23 protein-coding genes and 1 pseudogene are annotated in these 21,661 nt (G+C 73.5%); 7 read left to right on the forward strand and 17 right to left on the reverse strand.

Going from position 1 to position 21,661, the window contains the following annotated elements; translation table 11 throughout:
• Window positions 1-157 precede the first annotated feature (157 nt).
• The gene (locus tag IEZ10_RS35645) at window positions 158-1,105 is read right to left on the reverse strand and encodes an RNA polymerase sigma-70 factor (RefSeq protein WP_189250927.1); all 948 of its coding nucleotides are present in this window, start codon (window positions 1,103-1,105) and stop codon (window positions 158-160) included.
• A gap of 210 nt (window positions 1,106-1,315) precedes the next feature.
• Here IEZ10_RS35645 and IEZ10_RS35650 point away from each other — a divergent pair, with 210 nt between their 5' ends.
• Window positions 1,316-1,813, forward strand: a complete 498-nt coding sequence (locus tag IEZ10_RS35650; protein WP_189250928.1) for a carboxymuconolactone decarboxylase family protein — start codon at window positions 1,316-1,318, stop codon at window positions 1,811-1,813.
• Window positions 1,814-1,827: 14 nt separating this feature from the next.
• Window positions 1,828-2,580, forward strand: a complete 753-nt coding sequence (locus IEZ10_RS35655) for an SDR family oxidoreductase (RefSeq protein WP_189250929.1) — start codon at window positions 1,828-1,830, stop codon at window positions 2,578-2,580.
• Window positions 2,581-2,861: 281 nt separating this feature from the next.
• Here IEZ10_RS35655 and IEZ10_RS35660 read toward each other — a convergent pair whose 3' ends face one another.
• Together IEZ10_RS35660 and IEZ10_RS35665 are read right to left on the reverse strand one after the other, a co-directional pair.
• Complete coding sequence (locus tag IEZ10_RS35660) at window positions 2,862-3,713, reverse strand: NmrA family NAD(P)-binding protein (protein WP_189250930.1); 852 nt, start codon at window positions 3,711-3,713, stop codon at window positions 2,862-2,864.
• Window positions 3,710-4,135 carry a nuclear transport factor 2 family protein gene (locus tag IEZ10_RS35665; protein ID WP_189250931.1) on the reverse strand — a complete coding sequence of 142 codons (426 nt, stop codon included), beginning with the start codon at window positions 4,133-4,135 and terminating at the stop codon, window positions 3,710-3,712. The genes IEZ10_RS35660 and IEZ10_RS35665 overlap by 4 nt, the downstream gene beginning before the upstream one ends.
• 86 nt (window positions 4,136-4,221) lie before the next feature.
• Between IEZ10_RS35665 and IEZ10_RS35670 the strand changes: the two genes are divergently transcribed.
• Entirely contained in the window at window positions 4,222-4,830 is a 609-nt protein-coding gene (locus IEZ10_RS35670; protein WP_189250932.1) for a TetR/AcrR family transcriptional regulator, read from the forward strand.
• 211 nt (window positions 4,831-5,041) lie between these two features.
• Here IEZ10_RS35670 and IEZ10_RS35675 read toward each other — a convergent pair whose 3' ends face one another.
• Both IEZ10_RS35675 and IEZ10_RS35680 read right to left on the reverse strand, forming a co-directional pair.
• On the reverse strand, window positions 5,042-5,944 hold the full coding sequence (locus IEZ10_RS35675; protein ID WP_189250933.1) for a hypothetical protein: 903 nt from the start codon (window positions 5,942-5,944) through the stop codon (window positions 5,042-5,044).
• Window positions 5,941-6,486: an RNA polymerase sigma factor gene (locus tag IEZ10_RS35680; protein WP_229811984.1), complete on the reverse strand. Its 546-nt coding sequence runs from the start codon at window positions 6,484-6,486 to the stop codon at window positions 5,941-5,943. The genes IEZ10_RS35675 and IEZ10_RS35680 overlap by 4 nt, the downstream gene beginning before the upstream one ends.
• Before the next feature lie 196 nt (window positions 6,487-6,682).
• Between IEZ10_RS35680 and IEZ10_RS35685 the strand changes: the two genes are divergently transcribed.
• Window positions 6,683-7,024: a helix-turn-helix domain-containing protein gene (locus IEZ10_RS35685; protein WP_229811985.1), complete on the forward strand. Its 342-nt coding sequence runs from the start codon at window positions 6,683-6,685 to the stop codon at window positions 7,022-7,024.
• Here IEZ10_RS35685 and IEZ10_RS40590 read toward each other — a convergent pair.
• Together IEZ10_RS40590 and IEZ10_RS35690 are read right to left on the reverse strand one after the other, a co-directional pair.
• A pseudogene (locus IEZ10_RS40590) lies at window positions 6,922-7,296 on the reverse strand (transposase family protein); the annotation flags it as partial. The gene IEZ10_RS35685 and the pseudogene IEZ10_RS40590 sit on opposite strands and share 103 nt — an antisense overlap.
• Before the next feature lie 79 nt (window positions 7,297-7,375).
• On the reverse strand, window positions 7,376-8,020 hold the full coding sequence (locus tag IEZ10_RS35690) for a flavin reductase family protein (RefSeq protein WP_229811986.1): 645 nt from the start codon (window positions 8,018-8,020) through the stop codon (window positions 7,376-7,378).
• A gap of 140 nt (window positions 8,021-8,160) precedes the next feature.
• Between IEZ10_RS35690 and IEZ10_RS35695 the strand changes: the two genes are divergently transcribed.
• Window positions 8,161-8,859, forward strand: coding sequence for a helix-turn-helix domain-containing protein (locus IEZ10_RS35695; protein WP_229811987.1), 699 nt, complete (start codon window positions 8,161-8,163; stop codon window positions 8,857-8,859).
• Here IEZ10_RS35695 and IEZ10_RS35700 read toward each other — a convergent pair.
• Window positions 8,838-9,491, reverse strand: a complete 654-nt coding sequence (locus IEZ10_RS35700; RefSeq protein ID WP_189250936.1) for a class I SAM-dependent methyltransferase — start codon at window positions 9,489-9,491, stop codon at window positions 8,838-8,840. The genes IEZ10_RS35695 and IEZ10_RS35700 overlap by 22 nt on opposite strands.
• Before the next feature lie 374 nt (window positions 9,492-9,865).
• Window positions 9,866-10,744: an alpha/beta fold hydrolase gene (locus IEZ10_RS35705; RefSeq protein ID WP_189250937.1), complete on the reverse strand. Its 879-nt coding sequence runs from the start codon at window positions 10,742-10,744 to the stop codon at window positions 9,866-9,868.
• 373 nt (window positions 10,745-11,117) lie between these two features.
• Between IEZ10_RS35705 and IEZ10_RS35710 the strand changes: the two genes are divergently transcribed.
• Complete coding sequence (locus tag IEZ10_RS35710) at window positions 11,118-13,094, forward strand: AfsR/SARP family transcriptional regulator (protein ID WP_189250938.1); 1,977 nt, start codon at window positions 11,118-11,120, stop codon at window positions 13,092-13,094.
• Window positions 13,095-13,251: 157 nt separating this feature from the next.
• Here IEZ10_RS35710 and IEZ10_RS35715 read toward each other — a convergent pair whose 3' ends face one another.
• Window positions 13,252-15,294 carry a heavy metal translocating P-type ATPase gene (locus tag IEZ10_RS35715; protein WP_444545406.1) on the reverse strand — a complete coding sequence of 681 codons (2,043 nt, stop codon included), beginning with the start codon at window positions 15,292-15,294 and terminating at the stop codon, window positions 13,252-13,254.
• A gap of 66 nt (window positions 15,295-15,360) precedes the next feature.
• Between IEZ10_RS35715 and IEZ10_RS35720 the strand changes: the two genes are divergently transcribed.
• On the forward strand, window positions 15,361-15,726 hold the full coding sequence (locus tag IEZ10_RS35720) for an ArsR/SmtB family transcription factor (RefSeq protein ID WP_189250939.1): 366 nt from the start codon (window positions 15,361-15,363) through the stop codon (window positions 15,724-15,726).
• A gap of 161 nt (window positions 15,727-15,887) precedes the next feature.
• Here IEZ10_RS35720 and IEZ10_RS35725 read toward each other — a convergent pair whose 3' ends face one another.
• The 7 genes from IEZ10_RS35725 to IEZ10_RS35755 form a co-directional block, all read right to left on the reverse strand.
• Window positions 15,888-16,670: a sulfite exporter TauE/SafE family protein gene (locus tag IEZ10_RS35725; RefSeq protein ID WP_189250940.1), complete on the reverse strand. Its 783-nt coding sequence runs from the start codon at window positions 16,668-16,670 to the stop codon at window positions 15,888-15,890.
• Between the two features lie 7 nt (window positions 16,671-16,677).
• The gene (locus IEZ10_RS35730; protein WP_189250941.1) at window positions 16,678-17,271 is read right to left on the reverse strand and encodes a rhodanese-like domain-containing protein; all 594 of its coding nucleotides are present in this window, start codon (window positions 17,269-17,271) and stop codon (window positions 16,678-16,680) included.
• Between the two features lie 177 nt (window positions 17,272-17,448).
• Complete coding sequence (locus IEZ10_RS35735; protein ID WP_189250942.1) at window positions 17,449-18,846, reverse strand: MBL fold metallo-hydrolase; 1,398 nt, start codon at window positions 18,844-18,846, stop codon at window positions 17,449-17,451.
• A 267-nt stretch (window positions 18,847-19,113) separates the two neighbouring features.
• Entirely contained in the window at window positions 19,114-19,383 is a 270-nt protein-coding gene (locus tag IEZ10_RS35740; RefSeq protein ID WP_189250943.1) for a metal-sensitive transcriptional regulator, read from the reverse strand.
• A gap of 323 nt (window positions 19,384-19,706) precedes the next feature.
• Window positions 19,707-20,066, reverse strand: a complete 360-nt coding sequence (locus tag IEZ10_RS35745) for a VOC family protein (RefSeq protein WP_229811988.1) — start codon at window positions 20,064-20,066, stop codon at window positions 19,707-19,709.
• A 109-nt stretch (window positions 20,067-20,175) separates the two neighbouring features.
• Window positions 20,176-21,024, reverse strand: a complete 849-nt coding sequence (locus IEZ10_RS35750; RefSeq protein ID WP_229811989.1) for a helix-turn-helix domain-containing protein — start codon at window positions 21,022-21,024, stop codon at window positions 20,176-20,178.
• Between the two features lie 81 nt (window positions 21,025-21,105).
• Window positions 21,106-21,531: a VOC family protein gene (locus IEZ10_RS35755; RefSeq protein WP_229812002.1), complete on the reverse strand. Its 426-nt coding sequence runs from the start codon at window positions 21,529-21,531 to the stop codon at window positions 21,106-21,108.
• Window positions 21,532-21,661: the final 130 nt, after the last annotated feature.

Genomic DNA, 21,661 nt, shown 5'->3' on the forward strand with positions numbered 1-21,661 from the left:
CGTGAGCGTGGATGGCGCGGGTGCGCCCCTGGGCCCTTGATAACCCGCCGCCTGACCGCCGGGAAGGCCCAACCTTTTCGCCGCCGGGTCCCGGCCGGCCCGCCACCGGCGGTCCTGTCGCCGCCGCTGATCGCCGGCGTTGCCGGTCTTGCCGGACTCAGCGGGTCACGACGGTCTCCCGCTCCACACGCGACAGCTTCTCGGGATTACGCACGTGGTAGGCGCCGGTGACGTAGCCGTTCTCCACGCGCACCGCCACCACTCCGTCGATCTCCCCGTCGACCCTTACGAGCAGCCCGGGGCCGCCGTTGATCTGAACCGGCTCGACCGACCGTTCCGCGTCGCGCCTCCACCAGCCGACGGCCAGCAGGCGAGCCACGTCGTCGATCCCCACGACGGGCCGCAGCAGGGCATGTTTGACTCCTCCGCCGTCGCTCAGGGCGACGACGTCGGGGGCGAGGACGTCGAGCAGGCTCTGCAGCTCGCCGGTTTCGACCGCCCGCTGGAAGGCCTGGAGCGCGGCTCGGGTCTCGGCCGGGGAGGCGGTGCCGCGCGGCCGGCGCGCGGCGACGTGCGCCCGCGCCCGGTAGGCGAGCTGGCGTACCGCGGACGGGCTCCTGCCGACGGCGTCGGCGATCTCGTCGTAGTCCAGATCGAACACCTCGCGCAGCACGAACACCGCCCGCTCGGTCGGCTGCAGCGTCTCCAGCACCAGCAGCATCGCCATCGAGACGCTCTCGGCCAGTTCCACGTCCTCAGCCACGTCCGGCGAGGTCAGCAGCGGCTCTGGCAGCCACGGCCCGACGTAGGACTCCCTGCGCCGGCCGAGCGCGCGCAACCGGTCCAGTGCCTGCCGGGTGACGATCCGCACCAGGTAGGCGCGCTCCTCCCGCACGGCGCCGAGATCGACGCCCGCCCATCGCAGCCAGGTCTCCTGCAGGACGTCCTCGGCGTCGGCGGCCGAGCCGAGCATCTCGTAGGCGACGGTGAACAGCAGGTTGCGGTGGGCGACGAACGCCTGGGTGGCGGAGTCCACGGAGCCGATGTGGCCGGCGTGATCGAGCGGCTCGGCCGGGTCCGCACCTCGTTCGCCCCGCTCGGTCATGCCCTGCTCCCGCCTGTTCGTTCCCAGCACCGCCACACGCACAAGACGCCGGTCCCCACCGCTTCGTAACACCCACGGCAGGTGGCCTATGTCACACGGCCGCGCTGTTACGGGGATCGGGGCGCCGGCGTCTCGTGGTCGTCAGGACGCCGCGCGAACGCTCCGTACGGCACTACGACGAGTTGAGAACGAAGAAGGGAAGCCTTCCCCATGTCCACACCCACGACGGCCGACCGGCGGTCGCGCATGCCCAGTCCCCTCCCCTTCCTCCCCGAGATGGCGGTGGTCGGCGAAGGTCTGCACAAAGCCCTCCAGAACGGTGTGATCCCCCCAACGACCATCAGCCTGCTGCAACTGCGCGCCGGACAGATCCTCGGCAGCACGTACTTCACCATCAGGGAGACCACCGGCCTCCGCAGGCTGGGGGAACCGGAGGAGCGCATCACCGCCGTAGCCACCTGGCGGGACGCCACCTGCTTCACCGACGCCGAACGGATCGCGCTGGAACTCGTGGAGGCGGTCCTCACCCCGAACCCGTCGGGGGAACGCGTCCCCGACGAGCTGTACGCCAGGGCGTCGGCACTCCACGACGACAGGGCGATGTGGTCGCTCATCATGGCGATCGCCCACATCGGCTTCTTCACCCCCGCCGCTCTCATCGCCAAGCCGATCCCCGGCATGCCCCCCGGTCAGAACTACAGCGAGTGAGAAAGGCACACCCCATGAGCATCACCACGTTCGCGGTGGCCGGAGCGACCGGGCGGCTGGGCCGCCACGTCGTCGACGTCCTGACCGAGCGGGGACACCGGGCCGTGCCGATGTCCCGCGCCACCGGCGTGGACATCATCACCGGTGAGGGCCTCGCCGAGGCCCTCACCGGTGCCGAGGCCGTCATCGACGTCGCCTCCTGGCACTCCTCCGACCAGGACGCCGCGACGGAGTTCTTCCGTACGTCGGCCCGCAACCTGCACGAGTACGGCCGGAAGGCGGGGGTCGCCCAGATCGCCATGGCGTCCATCATCGGCGCCGACAAGGCCACCGCCGGTTTCCTCGCCGCCAAGAAGGTGCACGAGGAAGTCCTCCTGGCCGGTCCGATCCCCGTCCGCATCCTGCGGGCTGCGCAGTTCCACGAGTTCGTCGAACAGCTCCTGGACTGGCAGCGGGGCGACGTCGCCTACCTCCCGGAGCTGCCCACCCAGCTCGTGGCCTGCCGCACCGTGGCCGAGGAACTGGTCGACCTGGCCACCGCCCCCGCCGCCCCGGGAACACCGATCCCCGAGATCGCCGGACCCCGCAAGGAGATCATGGCCGAGGCGGGCCGGCTCCTCGGCGCCCGCCGAGGCGTCAAGGTCGTCGGCGTCGACGGGTCCGGCATGCCCGATGCCGACCTCGCCGCCGCCGGCGCGTTCCTGCCCGGCCCGCACGCCACGCTCGCCGGACCCACCTTCCGGGAGTGGCTCGACGCCCAGCCCTGAGCCGGCCTCGCCCTTGTTCCCGGAACCCCATCGCCCGGAGCCCCGGGAACAAGGGCTCCCCCCTCCCGAAGGAAGGCCGGCGCCGAGGAAGTCGCCTCCGGCCTGGTGACCGGCTCGTGGCGGCGGCTGGTGTTCGTCGACCCCGGTCTGCCGCATGACGTGGTCGACAGGGCCGCGTACTCGTTCTGCGTCCCAGAGCACCTGCGCCGCTCCCCGCGCCGGCGGGACACGGTCGCCGGGGACGGCGACCGCTGGGGCGAACCGCTGATCGTCCTGGAACATCAGCCGCCGCGTCGCATCCCCTCCCCCTCAAGGAGGGCGCGGAAGGTGCGCGGGGGCCGACCGGTGAGGCGCTGGACGGTGTCGGTGACGCGGTCCTCCGCCCCTCCGGCGATGGCACGGTCCATGCCGGCGAGAATCGCGGCGAACTCCACCGGCATCTCCGCCGTGAGGCGATCGCGCATCTGCTCGTAGGACAGATGGCGGTGGACCACGGGCCGACCGGTGACCTCGGTGATGATCGTGGCGATGTCGTCGTAGCCGAGCGCCTCGGGCCCGGTGAGGACGAGATCGGTGTCGGGGGTCTGCTCGTCGGTCAGAGCGCGGACGGCGACCGCCGCGATGTCCTCGGCGTCGACGAAGCCGACCCGGCCGCTTTCGGTGGCGGACCAGATGATGCCCTCGTCGCGGATGCTGCGGGCGTGCGCGTGCGTGCCGGTGAAGTTCTGCATGAACCACGAGGGCCGCAGTACCGCCCACTGTTCGAAGAGGTCGGGCAGGGCCTGGTGCACCGTTCCCACCGCCGGGCCGCCCTCGGGGACGGCCGATGAGCTCAGCAGCACCGCGCGGTGCACACCGGCGACGCGGGCCTGACGGAGGAACGGCAGCATGACCGCCGCGGGGTCGGAGTCGCCCACGGGCGGTAGGAGATAGACGCGGTCGACGCCGTCGAGGGCGGCCGCGTGGGTGGCGGGGTCGTACCAGTCGAAGGGGACCGGCTCGGCGCCGGCGACCGGGGTGGCCCGAGGGCTGGCGGCTTTGACGCGGTGGCCTGCGGCCGTCAGCCGTGCGGTGATGCGGCTGCCGGTGGTGCCGGTGGCGCCGATGACCAGAACAGCGGCGGCGGTGGTCATCGGCTGCTCCCGGCGAAGTCGGCGCCGGGTTCCTGGACGGCGAGGGGGTTCCAGTAGTCGCGGTAGGAGATGATGCGCCCGTCTCGAACGGTCACGACGACGACGTAGGTCATGTCGAAGGGAGCGCCGGTCTCCACCAGGCGGCCGACGCCGCGCATCTCGACCACGATGGTCTGCGGATCGGTGGTCTGGTGGATCCGCAGGTCGGGGAAGTCGTGCAGATCGATGTGGTCGGGATAGTGGCGCATGTAGGCGGCGATGGCCTCCTTGCCCTCCAGGCGCCGGGGCCAGCCGTCGGGGGCGAAGGGGAACTCCGCGAGGCCGTCCTCGGCCCACAGGACGACCCACGCGGGAATGTTCTTGTCGAGCAGCAGTCGCAGGCTGCAGCGGAACAGGTCCGCTGGGGAAGTCGGTGCGGACATGGGTATCCTCCAGCTCATAGAATGCGGACCTTGGGTCCGCTTTCACGATACGGACTACGGGTCCGCTTTGCAAACGAAGGAGCAGCATGCCCGAGCGCAGGTCCCGTAAGGACGCCGCCCGCAACCGGGAGGCCGTGCTCGCGGCCGCCGACGCCCTCTTCACCCGCCGCGAAAGTCCCGAGGACGTCACCATGGCCGACGTCGCAGCGGCGGCCGGCGTCGGCAAGGGCACGCTCTTCCGAGCCTTCGGCGATCGCGCCGGGCTGCTCCGCGCGCTGTACGAGGCACGGCTCGAACCGATCAGGGAGGCCGTCGAGGCCGGCCCACCGCCCCTGGGGCCCGCGACCCCACCGCAGGACCGCGTACCCGCCCTGCTCGATGCCGTCCTGTGTTTCAAACTCGACAACCGGCGCCTCGCGCTGGCCCTGGAGGAAAGCGGGAGCGGCAGCCCGTACCAGGCGGAGCACTACGAGTGGTGGCACGGCATGCTCCACGCCGTACTGGAGCAGATCCCCGGCCTGACCGACGGCGACTTCAACGCCCACGCCCTACTCGCCGCCACGCGAGCCGACCTCGTCGAGTACCTGGCCGGAGAGGAGGGCGTGCCGCGGGAAAGAATGCGGGCACAGTTGGCGAACTTCGTCACCAGGTTCCTGGCCTCCGGCCCGCTGGAGGGGCCGCCCGCGGAGGAGTGATCGAGGATCGGGCAGGTCCCTGATGAGCGGGGCCTCTCGCAGACGGCCCCCTTCGCCGGAGCAGCCCGAAAGCGATCCGCCGGGCCTCTGCCGATCTTCGGTCGGTTCCTGGTGCTGCGTCAGGCCGTGTTCGCCTCTTGACGATCCTGTGTAACCGCTCGTCGTTGGTGTGGCGGTTGCGCCAGGCGATGGAACGGCGGGGCTCCGGTGCTCAGTCCGCGTACTCGAGGCCCGTCTGGCGCTCGGCGGTGACCTCCAGGCCGACCACGCCCTCACGCGCAGGTATGACCTTGAACACGATCCAGTCGCCGCCCACCTGATCCGCGGCCAGTGGTTCGACCGTGTACCCGCCCTCATGGACCACGACGCGGCGGAACTCCGCACTCAGGCCGTGCTTGCCGACCTCGGCCAGCACATCGTCGACGGTCCGGCCGCTCACCTTGACGCCGGCCAGCGGCTCTCCGGGACGGGTGGCCGACTGCCAGTCGTTCTCGTAGGACTCCCCCGGCTTGGCCGGCCTGCCCAGCTCGAAGTGCACCACGTCGGGCGTACCCTTGATCGCCGCCGGGACGGTCACCACCATGAAGCAGCCGCTGTCGGCCAGATCACAGTCCGCCGGCTCCTTGCGGGCCCCGATGGGCATGTTCACCGGGGCGTTGCCGCCACCCAGGCTCACGATCTCGCCGACCGCGCTGGGCGAGACCGGGATCACCCTGAGCTCGACGTTGAGGCCGAGGGAACGGAACGCCTCGGAGAACTTCCGCTGGTCCGCGTAGGGGTCCTTGATCCGGGCGACGTAGGTGTCGGCCTCCTCGTGGATCTCCACCGCGGAGTTGGCGTAGGAGGTCGCGACGCCGCCGAGCAGGCTCGGTCCAAGGACGGCGCCGAGGGTGAGGACAGCGGAGGCGGCGAGCCCGAGCAGCGCGCGATGCCCGAAGCGACGCCCGCGCGGGCGTCGTGGGAGCGCCGCCGCCGTCGTCGTGTCCCGCTCCTGAGCGATGATGTCGGCGAACAGCGCCTGCGCGCGGGCACCGCCGGCACGCCCGCCTGGTTCGTCCGGACTGATCCGGGCCAGCGGCCTCAGCAGCTCGTTGATCTCGTCGATGTCCCTCATAGTGATCTCCCCGTGGGAACGACCGCGTCGGTCGGCGTGAATCGAACGTCGGCTACTTCGAGCGCCCGGGACAGGCGTCTGCGCGCGCGGTGGAGCCGGATACGGACGGCGTTGCGGGAAAGCCCCAGCATCGCGGCGATCTCCCTGCGGTCCAGGCCCTCCCACGCGACCAGCGCGAGCAGCTCGCGGTCGTCCTCGGGAAGCGTCGCGAACGCCTGGGCGATCGCGTTCCTCTCGACGCTGCGGTCGGCGAGATCACCGTAGAGGTCGGCCATCTCCGCGTCGAGGTCCCGGTGCCGCGCCTGGCGGCGCAGCGCGCTGCGGCGGTGGTCGGCCAGCACGTTGCGGGCCACTCCGTAGACCCAGAGCCTCGCCTGCGCGCCCGGGGGCAGTTCCTCGATCTTGCGCCAGACGATGACGAAGGTCTCAGCGACCACGTCGGCCGCGTCCTGCGGCGAGTCGCAGCGGCGTCCGGCGTAGGCGGTGATCTGGTCGTAGGTCGCCCGGTAGACCGCTTCGAACCTGTGAGTGTCATCTGACACAGGCGGTCTCCATCGTGACATCCTCCACTTCCGGTACGGGTGAACGCTCTCTTCATGGGTGGAGGCGCCCCGATCATTTCGCCCGGAACCGGAGAATTTTCGCGCGGCCTCGTCACTCTCCTGTCCGGAGTGGCTCGCGGAGAGCGGCGAGGCCGGCCTCCCGGGTCGTCGGGCATGATCACTTCAGAATGCGGGCATGGCTGAGCGAGTTCGCGTACGCGAGATCGATGATGACGAAGGCAGCCGGCTGCTACGGATCGTGCGGCGGGGCTCCGGCTCCGTGGTCACCTGGCGGTGGGCGCAGATGGTGCTGTGGCCGGCGCAGGGCATGACCGTCCAGAAGGTCGCCGAGCTGGCGTTCACCAGCGAAGACCGGGTTCGCGATGTGATCCACAACTTCAACGCCGACGGGTTCGGCTCGTTGTATCCCAAATTGGTCAGGTTGCGTCTGATCAGCAGCCACCGATATCCCTGGGTCTTGTTGTCATCGATGCATGCCCAGGCCCAGGCGTACCGGTGTGGGCCTTTGGCGCCCTGACCGGCGCGGTAGCGGTGCCAGTGCCGGTCGGCCACTCGCGCCGCGACCTCAGCGGCGCTGACCTGCCCGCCCTCCAGATCTATGCGCCGGTTGCCGGCGATGGCCGGCACGTAGCCCATCCGGCGCTCCTCCAAGGCGGCGCGCAGGCGGGGGTCTTGGCCAAAGCTCATCTCGTCCGGGATCCCGGCTGTCTGACAGCGGTCGGGGTCGGCCGGCCAGGTGTGCTCGGGCAGGTAGAGCCGCCGGTCCAGCGAAGCCCGGCCGCGCGTGGTGACGGGGCACTAGAACCCGTTGCTCACTCAAAAGCGGGTCGGACCCCCGGGCGCCGATGCCGCGCGAGTCCCGGCCGCCCTACGCGGTCACGCCCGTGTGCCGGAGGTCGTGGGGCATCTCCCAGCCCGCGGCGAGCCTGGAGGGGTGGAGGTTGTCCCCGCCGCCGAAGAACTCGCAGAACTTCATGATGAGCGGGTCCCACCCGACCGGGTCGATGTGGTCCGTCCCCGGGATGACCAGCTCCTCCTCGACGTGGACCCGCACGACCTCGACCTGGAAGGCGGTGGCGTGCGGCTCGGGGACGCCGAACGGGTGGACCCCGATGACCCGGCACTCCAGCTGGATCGGGCACTCGGCCACCCGGGGCGCCCGTACCAGGTCCGCGGGCTGTTCGGTCAGCCCCGCGACGGCGAACTTGTCCGGCTCGTACCGGTAGCCCTGCCGTGCCTTGTATGGCGGGACCACCCGCGCCCCGGTGGTCAGCGCGAGCCGGTCGACGGCGTCGACCATCGCCGAGGAGGGCAGGTTGAGCACGCACTCGCGCTCGCGCAGAAGGTTCGCCGTCGTCTGCCCGCTGTTCCCCAGGCCCAGCATGCAGCACTCCCCCAGCCACCACGCCGAGGACATCGGCGCGAGGTTGGCGGTGCCGTCCTCGTTGCGGGAGCCGATGAGCACCACGGGCGTGCCGAAGTACATCACCTTCAGGTCGAGGGGCTTGTGCACTGAAGCGTCCTTTGCGAGTTCTGTCCGATCAGGTCGTCCCCACTATGCGGGAATCCGTCCCCGGGCCGCTGGCGGTGATCGGACGCCGTTCCCGGATCGGCGTCCGGCGCCGCGCCGATCCGTCCGGCAGTATCGAGGCTGTGGACGTCGGGACGGAGCCGGTGCCCCGCTTCGCCGTCGGCGAGGGGTACGCGGTGTATCGAGGCCCGGTGACGGACAGCGCCTTCCACCGTCATGCCGCCTTCCAGATCGCCATCGCGGTTCGGGGCGAGGTCGTCATGGTGGACGCGGTGGAAACCCGCCACCGGGCCGTGGCGCTGGTCGTGCCGCCGATGACGCGGCATCGCATGCTCGCCGCGGAGCGGCTGCTCACCTTCTTCGTCGAGCCGCACTGCGTGTTCGCCGACCGGCTGCGTGAACGCTGCGGTGACGGCGTCGCCGCCGTCCCCGCGCTGCGCGGCCTGCGCGAGGAGGACATCGGCCGGGCGGGAGTGCGCACGTCCGGCCGGCTCGATCCCCGCCTGGTGGAGGCGCTGGACACGCTGAGGAACCGAAGTGTCCCGATGCCGGAGCTGGCCGCGGCGGTGGGACTCTCACCCCAGCGCCTGCGTGCCCTGGCACGGGACCAGGTGGGCATGCCGTTGACGCGCTGGCGGGTGTGGGCCCGGTTGCGCCGGGCGGCCGAGGCGCTGCGGGCGGGCCGGTCGCCGGCCGACGCGGCGATCACGGCGGGCTTCGCCGACCAGGCGCATCTCACCCGCTGGATGCGCGAGATGATGGGCCTCACGCCCGCGGCCGTGCTGCCGCTGCTGCGCGGTCACTCCCGGCGCGCGACGTAAACCGAGATCGAGCCGGTGGCCGTGGGGACCACCTCGGCTTCGCGCACGTCGCCGAACCCGGCTGCCGACATCAGCCCCGGGAGAGCGCCGTCGGCGTTGGGCTGGGTGTCGTCCCTGCCGTCCGCGAGCTGCACGATCCGGAACGCCAGACGCATCGGCCTCGTCCGCTGCCGCCCGTAGTCGGCGATCACCAGCCTGCCGCCCGGCCGCAGCACCGCGGACATCGACGCGAGCACCGCCCGTTTCACCGCGACCGGGCACTGGTGGAGCACGAGGCTGGACACGACGGTGTCCGCCGAGCCCGCGCCCAGCGACTCCGCCAGCTCGTCACCCATGCCGACGTGCCATCGCACCGCCACGCCGGCGGCCTCGGCCTTGCGCCGCGCCACCGCCAGCACGTCGGGATCGGGGTCCAGGCCGACGATCCGCGCCCGCGGCTCCACCCGGCCCAGCAGCAACGCCAGCGAACCGGTGCCGCACCCCACGTCGACGATCACCTCGCCGGGCCGCGGCGCCACGTACATGACGGTCAGCGCCCGCCACAGCCGCTCGCGCGTCAGCGCGATCACGTGGTCGTAGAACCGGGTGGGGGCGAAGCGCCCCAGGGCGGGGGTGAAGGTGTTCTCGCTCATGCCCGCAGTCTCGTCCGCGTGACGCCACCCGGTCTTGAACGAACCGCTCGCGGGCGGCGGCCTCCCGGCCGGTGGGCGCGGCGCTGAGGACCGCCGAGCCGGTGGGTGCGTCGTGTTCCGGGAGGAGCACGGCCGGCCCAGAGGCGGGCCTGGCGCCGCTGGACGCGGTCCCCTCCCCCGGCGAGGCCGATCCGGCCGGGACGGCCTGACGCCCGGGACGGCCTGACGCCCGGGACGGCCTGACGCCCGGGACCGCCTGGCCCCGCCGTGCGGCCGCCGTCCCGGCCGCCCGCCGTACGGCGGGACCGCGCCGGCCGCCCGCCGTACGGCGGGACCGCGCCGGCCGCCCGCCGTACGGCGGGACCGCGCCGCCTTCAGCGGGTGAGCAGGTCCCGCAGGGCCGCGGTGACCTCGGCGGGCGCCTCCTCGGCCATGAAGTGGCCGTGGGCGACGGTGGCGTGCCGCAGATCGCTCGCCCAGGCGCCCCACAGCGCGGCGGCGTCGTAGCCGAGGGCGGCGCCCCAGTCCTGCTGGAGCACGGTCACCGGCATCCGCAGCCGGTTCCCGGCCTCCCGGTCGGCCCGGTCGTGCTCGACGTCGACGCCGGCCGAGGCACGGTAGTCGGCGACGATCGAGGGCACCGCGTCGCGGCAGGCGTCCAGGTAGGCGGCGCGGACGTCGGCGGGCACGGCCCCCGGATCGCCCGTCCACGCGTCGAGGAAGTGGCCGAAGAACGCGTCGGCGCTCGCGGAGATCATCCGCTCCGGCAGGCCGGGCGGCTGGGCCATCAGGTAGAGGTGGAAGCCGACGGCGGCGGTCACGCCGTGCATCGCCTCCCACATGTCCAGGGTCGGCAGCACGTCCAGGCAGGCCAGATGGGTGATCGTCCCGGGGTGGTCGAGCCCGGCGCGGAAGGCGACCAAGGCGCCGCGGTCGTGCCCGGCCAGCGCGAAGCGCTCGTGTCCCAGCGCGCGGGCCAGGGCGACGACGTCGGCGGCCATGGTGCGCTTGGCGTAGACGTCCGGGCCGGTCTCGGCGGGTTTGTCGCTGGCGCCGTAACCGCGCAGGTCGGGGCAGATGACGGTGTGATCGGCGGCGAGGCCGGCGGCGACGTGCCGCCACATCAGGTGTGTCTGCGGGAAGCCGTGCAGCAGCACGATCGGGCTGCCCGAACCGGCGACGGCGACGTTCAGCGACACCCCCTCGGCGACGGGGACGCGCCGGTAGTCGAATCCGGCGATGGCAGGCGGCATGGTCTCGCTCCTGGTTGTCTTTTCGGATGGGAACGTCCTCAGCCTGCCGGGCGCCGATGAGCATCCGATGAGCACGCGCCCGGGCCCACGGGACCGGATGCCCGCCGGGCCCGCCGCCGCGTGGCCGGGCGCCTCACGGCCGGACGCCGCACGGTCGGGGGCCTCACGGTCGGGGGCCTCACGGCCGGACGCCGCACGGTCGGGGCCTGCCGGGCCGGCCGCCGCACGGCCCGGCTCCGGCCGGACCGGCACCGCGTGGCCGGGTCTCCGCCGTTCCCGGCACCGTGGCCCGAGCCGGTAGCTTGACCGGGGGCGATGCCGGGGGGCGATGCCGGGGCGGGACGGCCGGACGCCCGGAGAGGACGATCGAGGGATGCGGGTCACGTTCGGGGTGCTGGGGCCGGTGGCGGCATGGGACAGCGCCGGGGACGCGATCGCGCTCAGGGGGCCGCGGCACCGCGCGGTGCTGGCCCGGCTGATCGTCGCCCGCCGCCGCGTCGTCCCGGTCACCCGCCTGGTGGAGGACCTGTGGGAGGACCCCTCCCCCGACGCGGTGGACGCTGTGGGCGCGGTGCGCACCTTCGTGGCCGCGCTGCGCCGCGCGCTGGAGCCGGAGCGCCCGCCCCGAGCCCCGGCCCGGCTGCTGGTCACCGAGGGGCCGGGGTACGCGCTGCGCGCCGAGCCCGGCGCGGTGGACGCCTGGTGCTTCGAGGATTCGGTGACCGCCGCCGCGACGCTGCCTCCCGCCGAGGCGCTGGCGCGGCTGGAGGAGGCGCTGGACCGGTGGCGCGGACCCGCCTACGCCGAGTTCGCCGACGAGGACTGGGCCCGCGCGGAGCGCTCCCGCCTGACGGAGCTGCGGCTGCACGCCGTCGAGCGCCGGGCCGAGGCCCGGCTGGCCCTGGGCCTGGCGGCCGAGGCGGTGCCGGACCTGGACGCGCACGTGTCCGGGCATCCCTGGCGTGAGGACGCCTGGCGTCTGCTGGCCCTCGCGCTGTACCGCACCGGCCGCCAGGGCGACGCCCTGGCGGTGCTGCGCCGGGCGCGGACGCTCCTGGTCGAACAGCTCGGGGTGGACCCGGGACCGCGGCTGCGCCGCCTGGAGGCGGACATCCTCGGCCAGGCCCGCCACCTCGACCCCGACTCCGCGACGGCCGGCGCGGCCCGGGTGTGGGCGCGGGCGGCCGCGGCCTACGACCGCGCCGTGGCCTCCGGCGCCCGGGCGCGGCTGGAGTCGACGGTGGGCCTGCTGCGCAACCTCGCGGTGACCGGCGCGGGCGGCCTGGAGGAGTCGCGGCGGCACCGGGTGGCGGCCGTCGCGGCGGCCGAGGAACTGGGCGACGCCGAGCTGACCGCCCGCGTGATCGGCGCCTACGACGTCCCGGCGATCTGGACCCGGGTCGACGATCCGGAGCAGGCCGCGCGGGTGCTCGCGGCGGCCGAGCGCGCCCTGGCCGCCCTCCCGCCCGGCGGGCACGAGGCGGCGCGGGCGCGGCTGCTGGCCACGATCGCCGTGGAGTCGCGCGGCGGCCGTACGGCGCGCGGGCTTCAGGCGGCCCGGCAGGCCGAGCGGCTCGCCCGCGACCTGGACGACCCCGCGCTGCTGGCGTTCGCCCTCAACGGCGTGTTCATGCAGACCTTCCACCGGACGGGCCTGGCCGCCCGTCGCGACGGGATCGGCGCCGAGCTGGTCGCCCTGTCCGCCCGGCACGGCCTGGTCACCTTCGAGGTGCTCGGGCATCTCATCCGCCTGCAGGCCCGCGGCGCGCTCGGCGACTTCCCGGCGGCCGACCGCCACGCGGAGGCCGCCGACCGCTTGGCCGGGCGCAACGAGCTGCCGCTGACGGGCGTGTTCACCCGGCTGTACCGGGCGATGCGGCTCGCCGAGGCCGGCCGCGCGCCGCAGGCGGAGGTGGAGGCGGCCTACGCCGCCGCGCGGCCGGACGGCGCCGGCATGCCGGGGCTGGAGCGCGGTCTGCCGCCGCTGGCGCTGCTGTGCCTGCGGGTGCGCCGGGACCTGCCGCTGAGGATCGACGGGCACACCGACTGGGGACCGTACGAGCCGTGGGTCCTGCCCCTGGCGCTGCTGGACCGGGATCGCCGCGACGAGGCGGCGGCGGCGCTGCGCGCGGTCCCGGACCCGCCCGGCGACCTGCTGCAGGAGGCCCTGTGGTGCCTGGTGGCGCGTGCGGCGATCGCCGTCGGCGACCGGGAGGCGATGGAGCGCGCCCGCGCCGCGCTCGTTCCCGCGGCGGCGGAGCTGGCCGGGGCGGGCAGCGGCGTGCTCAGCCTGGGCCCGGTCTCCGGGCACCTGGGCGACCTCGCCGCCGCACTGCGCCGCACCCGGTGAGCGGATCCGGGTGAGCGGAATCCGGCGGGCGGGCCGCCCCGGGCCGTGACCGTCCGGGGCGGGGGCCGGGGGCGGCTCCCCGCGGGGGACGTTCCCCGGCGCACACGGTCGAGTGGCTCACCGAGACGTTGACGGCGGTCCCGCCGGTCGGTCAGCATCAGTCCAGGTCAGCGGCGCGTCGCCAGGTGGCGCCTCGCAGCAGGCGCAGGCCGTTGAGGCCGACGATGACGGTGGAGCCCTCGTGCCCGGCGACGCCGAGCGGCAGCGGCAGGTCGCCGAGCAGGTCCCAGGCCACCAGCACGGCGATGAACGTGGCGGCGATGACGAGGTTGGCGGCCACCAGGCGGCGGGCGCGCCGGGCCAGCGCGAGTACGGCGGGGACGGTGGCCAGCTCGTCGCGCGTGATGACCGTGTCCGCGGCGTCCAGCGTCAGGTCGGCGCCGACGCCTCCCATCGCGATCCCGGCGTGGGCGGTGACCAGGGCGGGGGCGTCGTTCACTCCGTCGCCCACCAGCGCCACCCGCGCCTGCCGCTGCAGCTCGCGGACCGCGCTCACCTTGTCCTGCGGCAGCAGCCCGGCACGTACGTCGATGATGCCGGCCTGCCCGGCCACGCGGGCCGCCGCGCGGGGGTTGTCACCGGTCAGCAGGACGGGGGCCATCCCGGTCAGGCCGGTCAGCCGCTTCACCGCCTGTGCCGCGCCGGCGCGCATGCGGTCGGCCAGGCCGAGCACCGCCACGGGGCGGCCGTCCAGGAGCATCAGCACGGCGCTGTGCCCGTCGTCTTCGAGTTCGGCCACGGCCTGACGGGCCTGCTCGGCATCGCCGGACGTGGCGCCGCCTGCGGTCTCGACCAGCAGGTGGGCGGGACTGCCGATCTCGACCAGGTGGCCGTCGACGCGGGCGCGCACCCCTCGCCCGGGCAGGGCGGCGAAGTCGGCGGCCGCGGGCAGCGGCAGGCGCCTGTTGTGGGCGGCGGCGACGGCGCGGCCGAGCGGGTGTTCCGAGCCCTGCTCGACGGCGGCCGCCAGCGCGAGCAACCGATCGGCCTGCGTCTCGGCGCCGTCGTCTGATCCACTCCTTGCGGTGGTCGCCGTGCCGGGCAGGACGCGCAGGTGAGCCAGGTGCGGACGGCCCTCGGTCAGGGTGCCGGTCTTGTCGAAGGCGACCCGGTCGATGTCGGCCAGCCGCTCCATGACCACAGCGGACTTGACCAGCACGCCGTTGCGTCCGGCGGTGGCGATGGCGGCCAGCAGCGGCGGCATGGTGGCCAGCACCACCGCGCACGGCGAGGCCACGATCATGAACGTCATGGCCCGCAGCAGGGCCTCTTGCACCGGCGTGCCCCAGAACAGGGGCAGCGCGAACAGGACCAGGGTGGCGGCGACCATGACGACGGAGTAGCGCTGCTCCACCTTCTCGATGAACAGCTGGGTGCGTGCCTTGGTGGCGCTGGCCTGCTCGACCATGGCCACGATCCGGGCGATCACCGTCTCCGACGCCGGCCGCGTGACGCGGACGCGCAACGCGCCGGCGCCGTTCACCGTACCGGCGAACACCTCGTCGCCCGGCTGCTTGTCCACCGGCAGGCTCTCACCGGTGATGGTGGCCTGGTCGACGTCGCCGGACCCGTCCACCACCTGGCCGTCGGCGCCGATGCGCTCGCCCGGCCGCACCACGATGACATCGCCGACGCGCAGGTCGGCGGCCGCCACGACCTCCTCCTCACCGTCATCATCGATGCGGGTGGCCTGGTGGGGTGCGAGGTCCAGCAGGCCGCGCACCGAGTCGGCGGTGCGTTTGGTGGCGACGGCTTCCAGCGCGCCGGAGGTGGCGAAGATGACGATCAACAGCGCGCCGTCGAAGACCTGCCCGATCGCCGCCGCGCCGATCGCCGCGACGACCATCAACAGATCGACGTCCAGCGTCCGCTCGCGCAGCGCCTTCAGCCCGGCCAGGCCGGGCTCCCAGCCGCCGGCGGCATAACAGGCCAGATACAGCCCCCACCACAGCCAGGAGGGGGCTCCGGCCAGTTGACAGATGCCGCCGCCGGCGAACAGCGCGGTGGCCGCGGCGGCCCAGCGCACCTCGGGCAGCGATCCGGCTCCGGTCCGCCACCAGGCCGTCATCTTCGACGTGACCGTGGATGAGGGAGCGGCCCGCGTCGCGGCGGACGGAGAGGGACTCAGTTCGGTTGTCACCGTGCCAGGTTATATGCGTATATACGCAGATATGCAAGTAGGCAGATCCGGAGGTATGCTGACCGCATGCACAAGTCGCTGCCCGACTTCGAAATGCCCAACGAGGAGCAGGTGCACCTGGCGGCCGAGTCGTTCCGATTGCTGTCCGACCCGACGCGCATCAAGATCCTGTGGGCGTTGCTGCAGGGCGAGTCGTCGGTGGCCTGCCTGGCCGAGCTCGCCGACGCCGCCCCGACCGCCGTCAGCCAGCACCTGGCCAAGCTGCGTCTGGCCGGGCTGGTCAAGGGCCGGCGTGAGGGGACCTTCGTCTACTACAGCGCCGCCGACGAGCATGTGCGCCGCCTGCTGGCCGAAGGCCTCTTCCACGCCGACCACATCGATCGCGGCCAGGACTCCTCCGCCGCGGTCTGGCCCGCACCCGCCGCCTCCTGAGACGACGCCGCCACGACACACCGCCGCGGGCCCGGGCGCCGACACTCACCGCCTCGGGGTCACGGCCTCCCGAATCCGGGCACCGACGCCCCGGTTCGCGCGAGGACAGGCGGTTGATCTCCGAAAAGGGGGCGACCGGGCGCCGTGCCCGGCGCGCTTGCTCAGCGGCTCAGCGCGGCCGGGTCGAACACGGCCTGGGCGGCGACGAAGGCCGCCACGGCGAAGACCAGGTAGGCGAACCAGCGGCGCAGCCGTACCGGATCCAGGCGGTGGCCCAGCCGGGCCGCGGCCAGCGATCCGGCCACCGCCGCCGCGGTGAAGGACGCGATGACACCGTAGTCCAACGTCGCCTTCCCGGCATGGGCGGCGAATCCGGCGGCCGAGTTGACCACCACGATCAGCAGCGAGGTGCCGACCGCGGCCGTCATCGGCAGTCCCAGGCCCAGCACCAGGGCCGGGATGATGAGGAACCCGCCGCCGACCCCGAACAGGCCGGTCAGCACGCCCACGGCGGCGCCGACGCCGACGGCCTTGGGCAGGCAGCTGCGCCAGTTGACGCCGCCGCCGGGCAGATCGCACGCCCCGCCCGTGGCGGTCCGCCCGGCCAGCATCCGCCGCCCGGCCACCGCCATGAGCGCGGCGAAGCCGATCAGGATCGCCTGCGGCGGCAGAAGCCGGTTGAGGGCGGCGCCGCCGAACGCGGCCACCGCGCCGGCGCCGCCGAAGACGGCGGCGATGCGCCAGCGCACCTGATGCGCGCGGATGCGGGGCAGGGCGGCGGTGGCCGAGGAGACGCCCACCACCAGCAGGGAGGCCGGTACGGCGGAGTCCAGTGGCAGGCCCGCGCCGTAGACCAGGGCGGGCACCGCCAGGATGGATCCGCCGCCGCCCAGCAGCCCGAGCAGGATGCCGATCACGGCGCCGAGGCCGAGAGCGGTCACCATCGCCGGCTCACCCGCGCCCGCCGGCCAGGGTGCCCAGCACGGTGGCGATGTCGGTGCGCGGGCCGCGGTTGTAGGGCAGCTTGGCCAGCAGCATGCCCATCGCGCAGGTGTTGGACAGGGCGGCGAAGGTCAGCCCGCCGCCGATGGCCGCGGCGAGCCACTTGGCCGGCGGGAACGCCGTGCTGACCAGGACGGAGCCCAGCACGATCGAGCCGGCCACCAGGCGGACCTGGCGCTCCAGGTCCCAGCGCGGTTTGCCCGCCGCGACCGGCGCTCCGGCGGCCTGCCAGGCGGAGACGCCGCCGGTGAGGACGCGCAGGCCGGGCAGGCCCGCGGCCGCGAGGTCCTGGCCGGCCTGCGTGGCGCGCTGGCCGGACCGGCAGATCAGCACCGTCTGCTCGTCCAGGTGTCCGCGCAGCTCCGCGCGGTGTTCACGCAGCAGGTCCAGCGGCACGTTGCAGGAGCCGGGGATGTGGGCGGTCTCGAACTCGCCGGGGGTGCGCACGTCGATCAGCCGGGGCGCGCGGCCGGACTCCAGCAGCCGTCGCAGGGTGGCGGCGTCCAGGGTGGCGGGGGTCGCCGGGTTCGCGGCGGTGGTCATGTGGTCCTCCTCGTCGGGACGTGATGGTGGTCGGCCGGTTCCGGTGCGGGCCACGGCGGTCTCGTGGGCACGGCCCGCCCCGGAACCGGTTCTTCGGAAGGCGCCGGCCGTTCGCCGGGCGGCGCCGCCACCCGGAAGACCACCCCCGGACGGGTCCGGGGGTGGTCTTCCGGGTGGTCAGCTCTCGGGGGTGACGACGGTCAGGCCCGCACCGGCGGCGCCGGCGTAGGCGTCGTCGATGTGCACCACCCGGTGTCCGGCCCGCCGCAGCAGGCTGGTGGCCGCGGCGGCCCGGTAGCCGGAGCCGCAGTGCACCCACACCGTCCCGTCCGGCACGTCGGCCAGCCGGCCCGGCAGGTCGGGCAGCGGGATGTGCGCGGCGCCGTCGATGTGCCCGGCGCGCCACTCGTTCGTCATGCGCACGTCCAGCACCGCGTCCGGGGCGGGCAGCCCGTGCGGCGCCTGCCCGGCGCGGGCGGCGGCCAGGTCGGCGAACGTGGCGACGGGCATTTCGCCGAGGCGGGTCTCGTCGCCGCCGGCCCACTCCTCCGGGTCACCGGTCGCGGCGGCGGCCGGGCGGTCGACGCCGATGCGGGCCAGCTCGCGCTGGGCCGCGGCGACCTGCTCGGGAGACTCGCCCAGCAGGGTGATGGGCGCGCCCCACGGGGCCATCCAGCCCAGCCAGGTCGACATCGGTCCGTCCAGGCCGAAGCTCAGGGTGCCGGTCAGGTGCCGCTGGGCGAAGGCCTTGCGTGAGCGCAGGTCCACCACCCACTCGCCGGCCGCGATCCGCTCCCGCAGCCGCCCGGCGTCGGCGACCCCGGCCGGGGTCAGGTCGATCAGGCCGGCGCCGGCGCTGTTGCGCGCGCCCATGTGGGCGTAGTAGGCGGGGTAGGCGTCCAGCCCGGCCAGGGTCTGGGCGACGAAGTCGTCGGCCTCCAGCCGCAGCGCCGGGTTGGCCCGCCTCTCGCGGCCGATGGTGGAGTCCGGGGCGTCGGACTGGGTGGCCGAGCAGAAGCTGCCGAACCCGTGGGTGGGCCAGACGTGCGCGCCGTCGGGCAGCAGGTCGGCCAGGCGGCGCACCGAGGCGTGCTGGTGGTGGGCCAGGGTGTGGGCGTGCTGTTCGCCGAGCAGGTCGGTGCGGCCGGTGGTGCCGAACAGCAGCGACCCACCGGTGAAGACCCCTTCGGGACCGGCGGGGCCGGACAGGACGTACGACAGGTGGTGGAAGGTGTGTCCCGGGGTGGCCACCGCCGAGACGCGCATGGCCTCGGACAGGGTGATCTCGTCGCCGTCGGCCACCGGCAGCCGGTCGAAACCGACGGTGTCGGCTCCGGCGACCAGGTAGGTCGCGCCGGTCACCTGGGCCAGGGCCAGGCCGCCGGAGACGTAGTCGTTGTGCAGGTGGGTCTCGGCCACGTGCGTGACGCGCACGCCGAGCCGGCCGGCCAGGGCCAGGATCCGGTCGATGTCGCGCTGCGGGTCGACCACCAGCGCGACGCGGCCGTCGTGGGCCAGGTAGCTGCGGTCGCCCAGGGAGGAGGTCTCCACCACCTCGACGTGGATCGTGGTCATCGTCGTTACCGCCTTCGCGTTGTCGGGGTCGGAAGCAGGGCCGGGTCGCCGCGGTACGGCTCGCGGGCGGCCGTCTCGGTGACCGTCATCGTGCGACTCCTTGTCGAAAATACCGGGTGGGGTATCCATCGGTCAGAAGAATATACCTAGGGGGGTATCCGTCGGTCAGGGGTATCCCCAGTTCGGAAGGGGTGCCCGCCCGCCGGGGTCGGCGAACGGGCATCCGGGCCGGACGTCCCCACCGGGCCCGCGAGGCCCCGGGACGCCTCAGGACAGGGCCAGGAACAGCTTCTCCAGCCGCTCGGGGGTGATGGGCGGCTTCTCGCCGTTCTCCCGCGCCAGCTGGCACTGCTGCAGTCCGGTTGAAATGATCTTGAATCCGGCCCGGTCCAGCGCCTTGGACACCGCCGCCAGCTGGGTCAGCACCCGCTCGCAGTCCTCGGCGTTCTCGATCATCGCGATCACCCCGCCCAGCTGGCCGTGGGCCCGCTTGAGCCGGTTGAGGGCGTCCGACAGGACCGCCGCGTCCATCTCCATGCTTCACCTTCTCGCCCGAGGTGCGCCCGGCCGTGGAAGAAACGCGAGTCTTCCCCACCCCGGGCGGGGCGGCCCGGCGGCGCCCCACTCCCCTGCAACCATACCCCCACCCGTATCCTTCCCCGCAGAACCGTCCGGCCCCGCCCCCTGCCCGCCCTCCTCCCGCCTTCCTCCCGCCCTTCTCCCTCCCGGCGAGCAGACGGTGGCAGACGGTGGCCGACGGGAAGCGGTCCGGCTGCGAAACCGAACGGGACCCTCGGCTCGGTGTCGCCGCGCATCACGTGCCGGAGGCGCCGGAGCCGGTCGCCGAGGGCCGGGCCGGCTCAGCGAAGATCGCCGGTGATGATCCAGAGATGCCCGAACGGGTCACGAATACGGCCCGAGCGTTTGCCGTAGGGCCGGTTCTCGATCGGCACGAGCACCTCGGAACCGTGTTCGACCATGCGTTCGCCGACCGCATCCGGATCGTCGACCTCGATCTCAAGGAGGACCGCGGAGCCGCCGAGGTCGCTTGGCGACAGCCACCCCCACGAGGAGACGGCGGGCGAGACCCGGAAGGGCGAACCACCGATGCGGTGCTCCACGACGGAGGGACGGCCATCGTCACCCAGAGGGGCCCGGAACACCTCCTCGGCGCCGAGGACGTCATGGTAGAACGCCGATGCGCGGTCCGGGTCGGGCACGATCAGACGGGGAATGAAACGGATACTCGATGTCATACCCCCATCGTGGGGCCGGGTGGCGGCGGTGTATTGAACATTTGGGAACGACCACACCCGTACCGGCCGGCCGTCAGCCGGAGACGCGCTCCTCACCCGGTGACCGGTCGCCGGCCGACGGACCCCGCACGGCCAGCCCCTCGGCGCGCAGCCACTCGGTGGGCGTGCACCCGGCCATGGCCCGCCACTCCCGGGTGAAGTGCGCCTGGTCGGCGAATCCCGACGCGGCGGCCACCGCCGCCAGAGCGACTCCGCCGGCGCCGGCGGCGGCCACGAGCCGGCCCCGGGCGGTCTCGAAGCGGACAAGCCGTTGGTACTCCTTCGGCGTCACCCCGAGCTCGGTCCGTACCACGCCGCTCAGGTGCCGCCGGGAGCACCCGAGCAGTTCCGAGGCTTCCCGCACCCGGGAAGTGCCGGCCAGGGCCGCGAGCGTGGCCCGCATCCCGTGGTGGTCGGCGCGCTCGCCGTACCGGGCCAGGCCGGCGAGCAGGGAGCGCTCGACAAGGGCGCGACGTTGGGGCCAGGACCGGCAGGCCGTCAGGCGCTCCGGCAGCTCGGCCATCGCCGGGACGACGTCGGCGAGGTCGATGACATGCCCGGCCAGCGCCGCCGCCGGGACTCCCAGCAGCGCGCGGACACCCGGTGGGCGGAGCGTCAGCCACACGCCGCGCGTGCACCCCTCTTGCCTGAGCTCGGCCGCGCTCAGGTGGAGCCCGGCCACAACGGCCCGGAGCCGTGTGCGGGACCCGGGCCGCCCGACCCACGCGATCTCGAGCGGGTCCTCCTCGGGGATCGTGATCGACACCGTGGACGAGGGAAGCCCGCGATGAACGCCGGCCTGCTCCGACCCGAGATCGTACGAATTCAGCGTCGCCACGAACGGCGCCAGGGCCGTGGACATCAGATTTGCGCACACGGTCACTCCGCCACCCTAGGTGCCGGAACCATGGGGCGTGATCTGTGAGCGGTCGAACGGCAGGCGCCGTCGTCCGTTCGGCGGCCCTCAGCCGATCTGTTCGGCCAGTCCGACGATGATGCCCTCGGGGCCGCGGACGTAGCAGAGCCAGAAGCCGTCCTCGTACCGCGTCACCTCGCCGACGAGTTCGGCGCCGTGGGCGCGCAGGCGGGCGACGACGTCCTCGATGTCGTCGACGGCGAACATGATGCGGCGAATGCCCAGCGTGTTCGACGGCGCGTCCTTCGGCTCGGGGCTGATCGCCTTCGGCGTGTGGAACATCGCCAGCTCGATCCGGCCGTGGCCGTCCGGGGTCCGCAGCATCGCGACGTCCTGCCGGACGTCGTCGACCCCGATGACACGCTCCACCCAGCGTCCCTCGATCGGCCCCCTGCCCTCCAGTTCCATGCCGAGTTCGACGAAGAACGCGATGACGGCGTCGAGGTCGTCGACAACGATGAGGACGTTGTCCATCCGCTGGATCGTCATGCCGGGTCTCTCCTCGGTGTGGTGCGGCCACGGCGGCCGCATCCATCCCTGGGACGGAGCCGCCGGGCCGTTCTCGACATCTTTCATGACATCTTCTTCGAGTCGCGCCCCTGTC

The sequence above is a fragment of the Streptosporangium pseudovulgare genome (assembly GCF_014648055.1).
In the GTDB taxonomy this organism is placed as follows: domain Bacteria; phylum Actinomycetota; class Actinomycetes; order Streptosporangiales; family Streptosporangiaceae; genus Streptosporangium; species Streptosporangium pseudovulgare.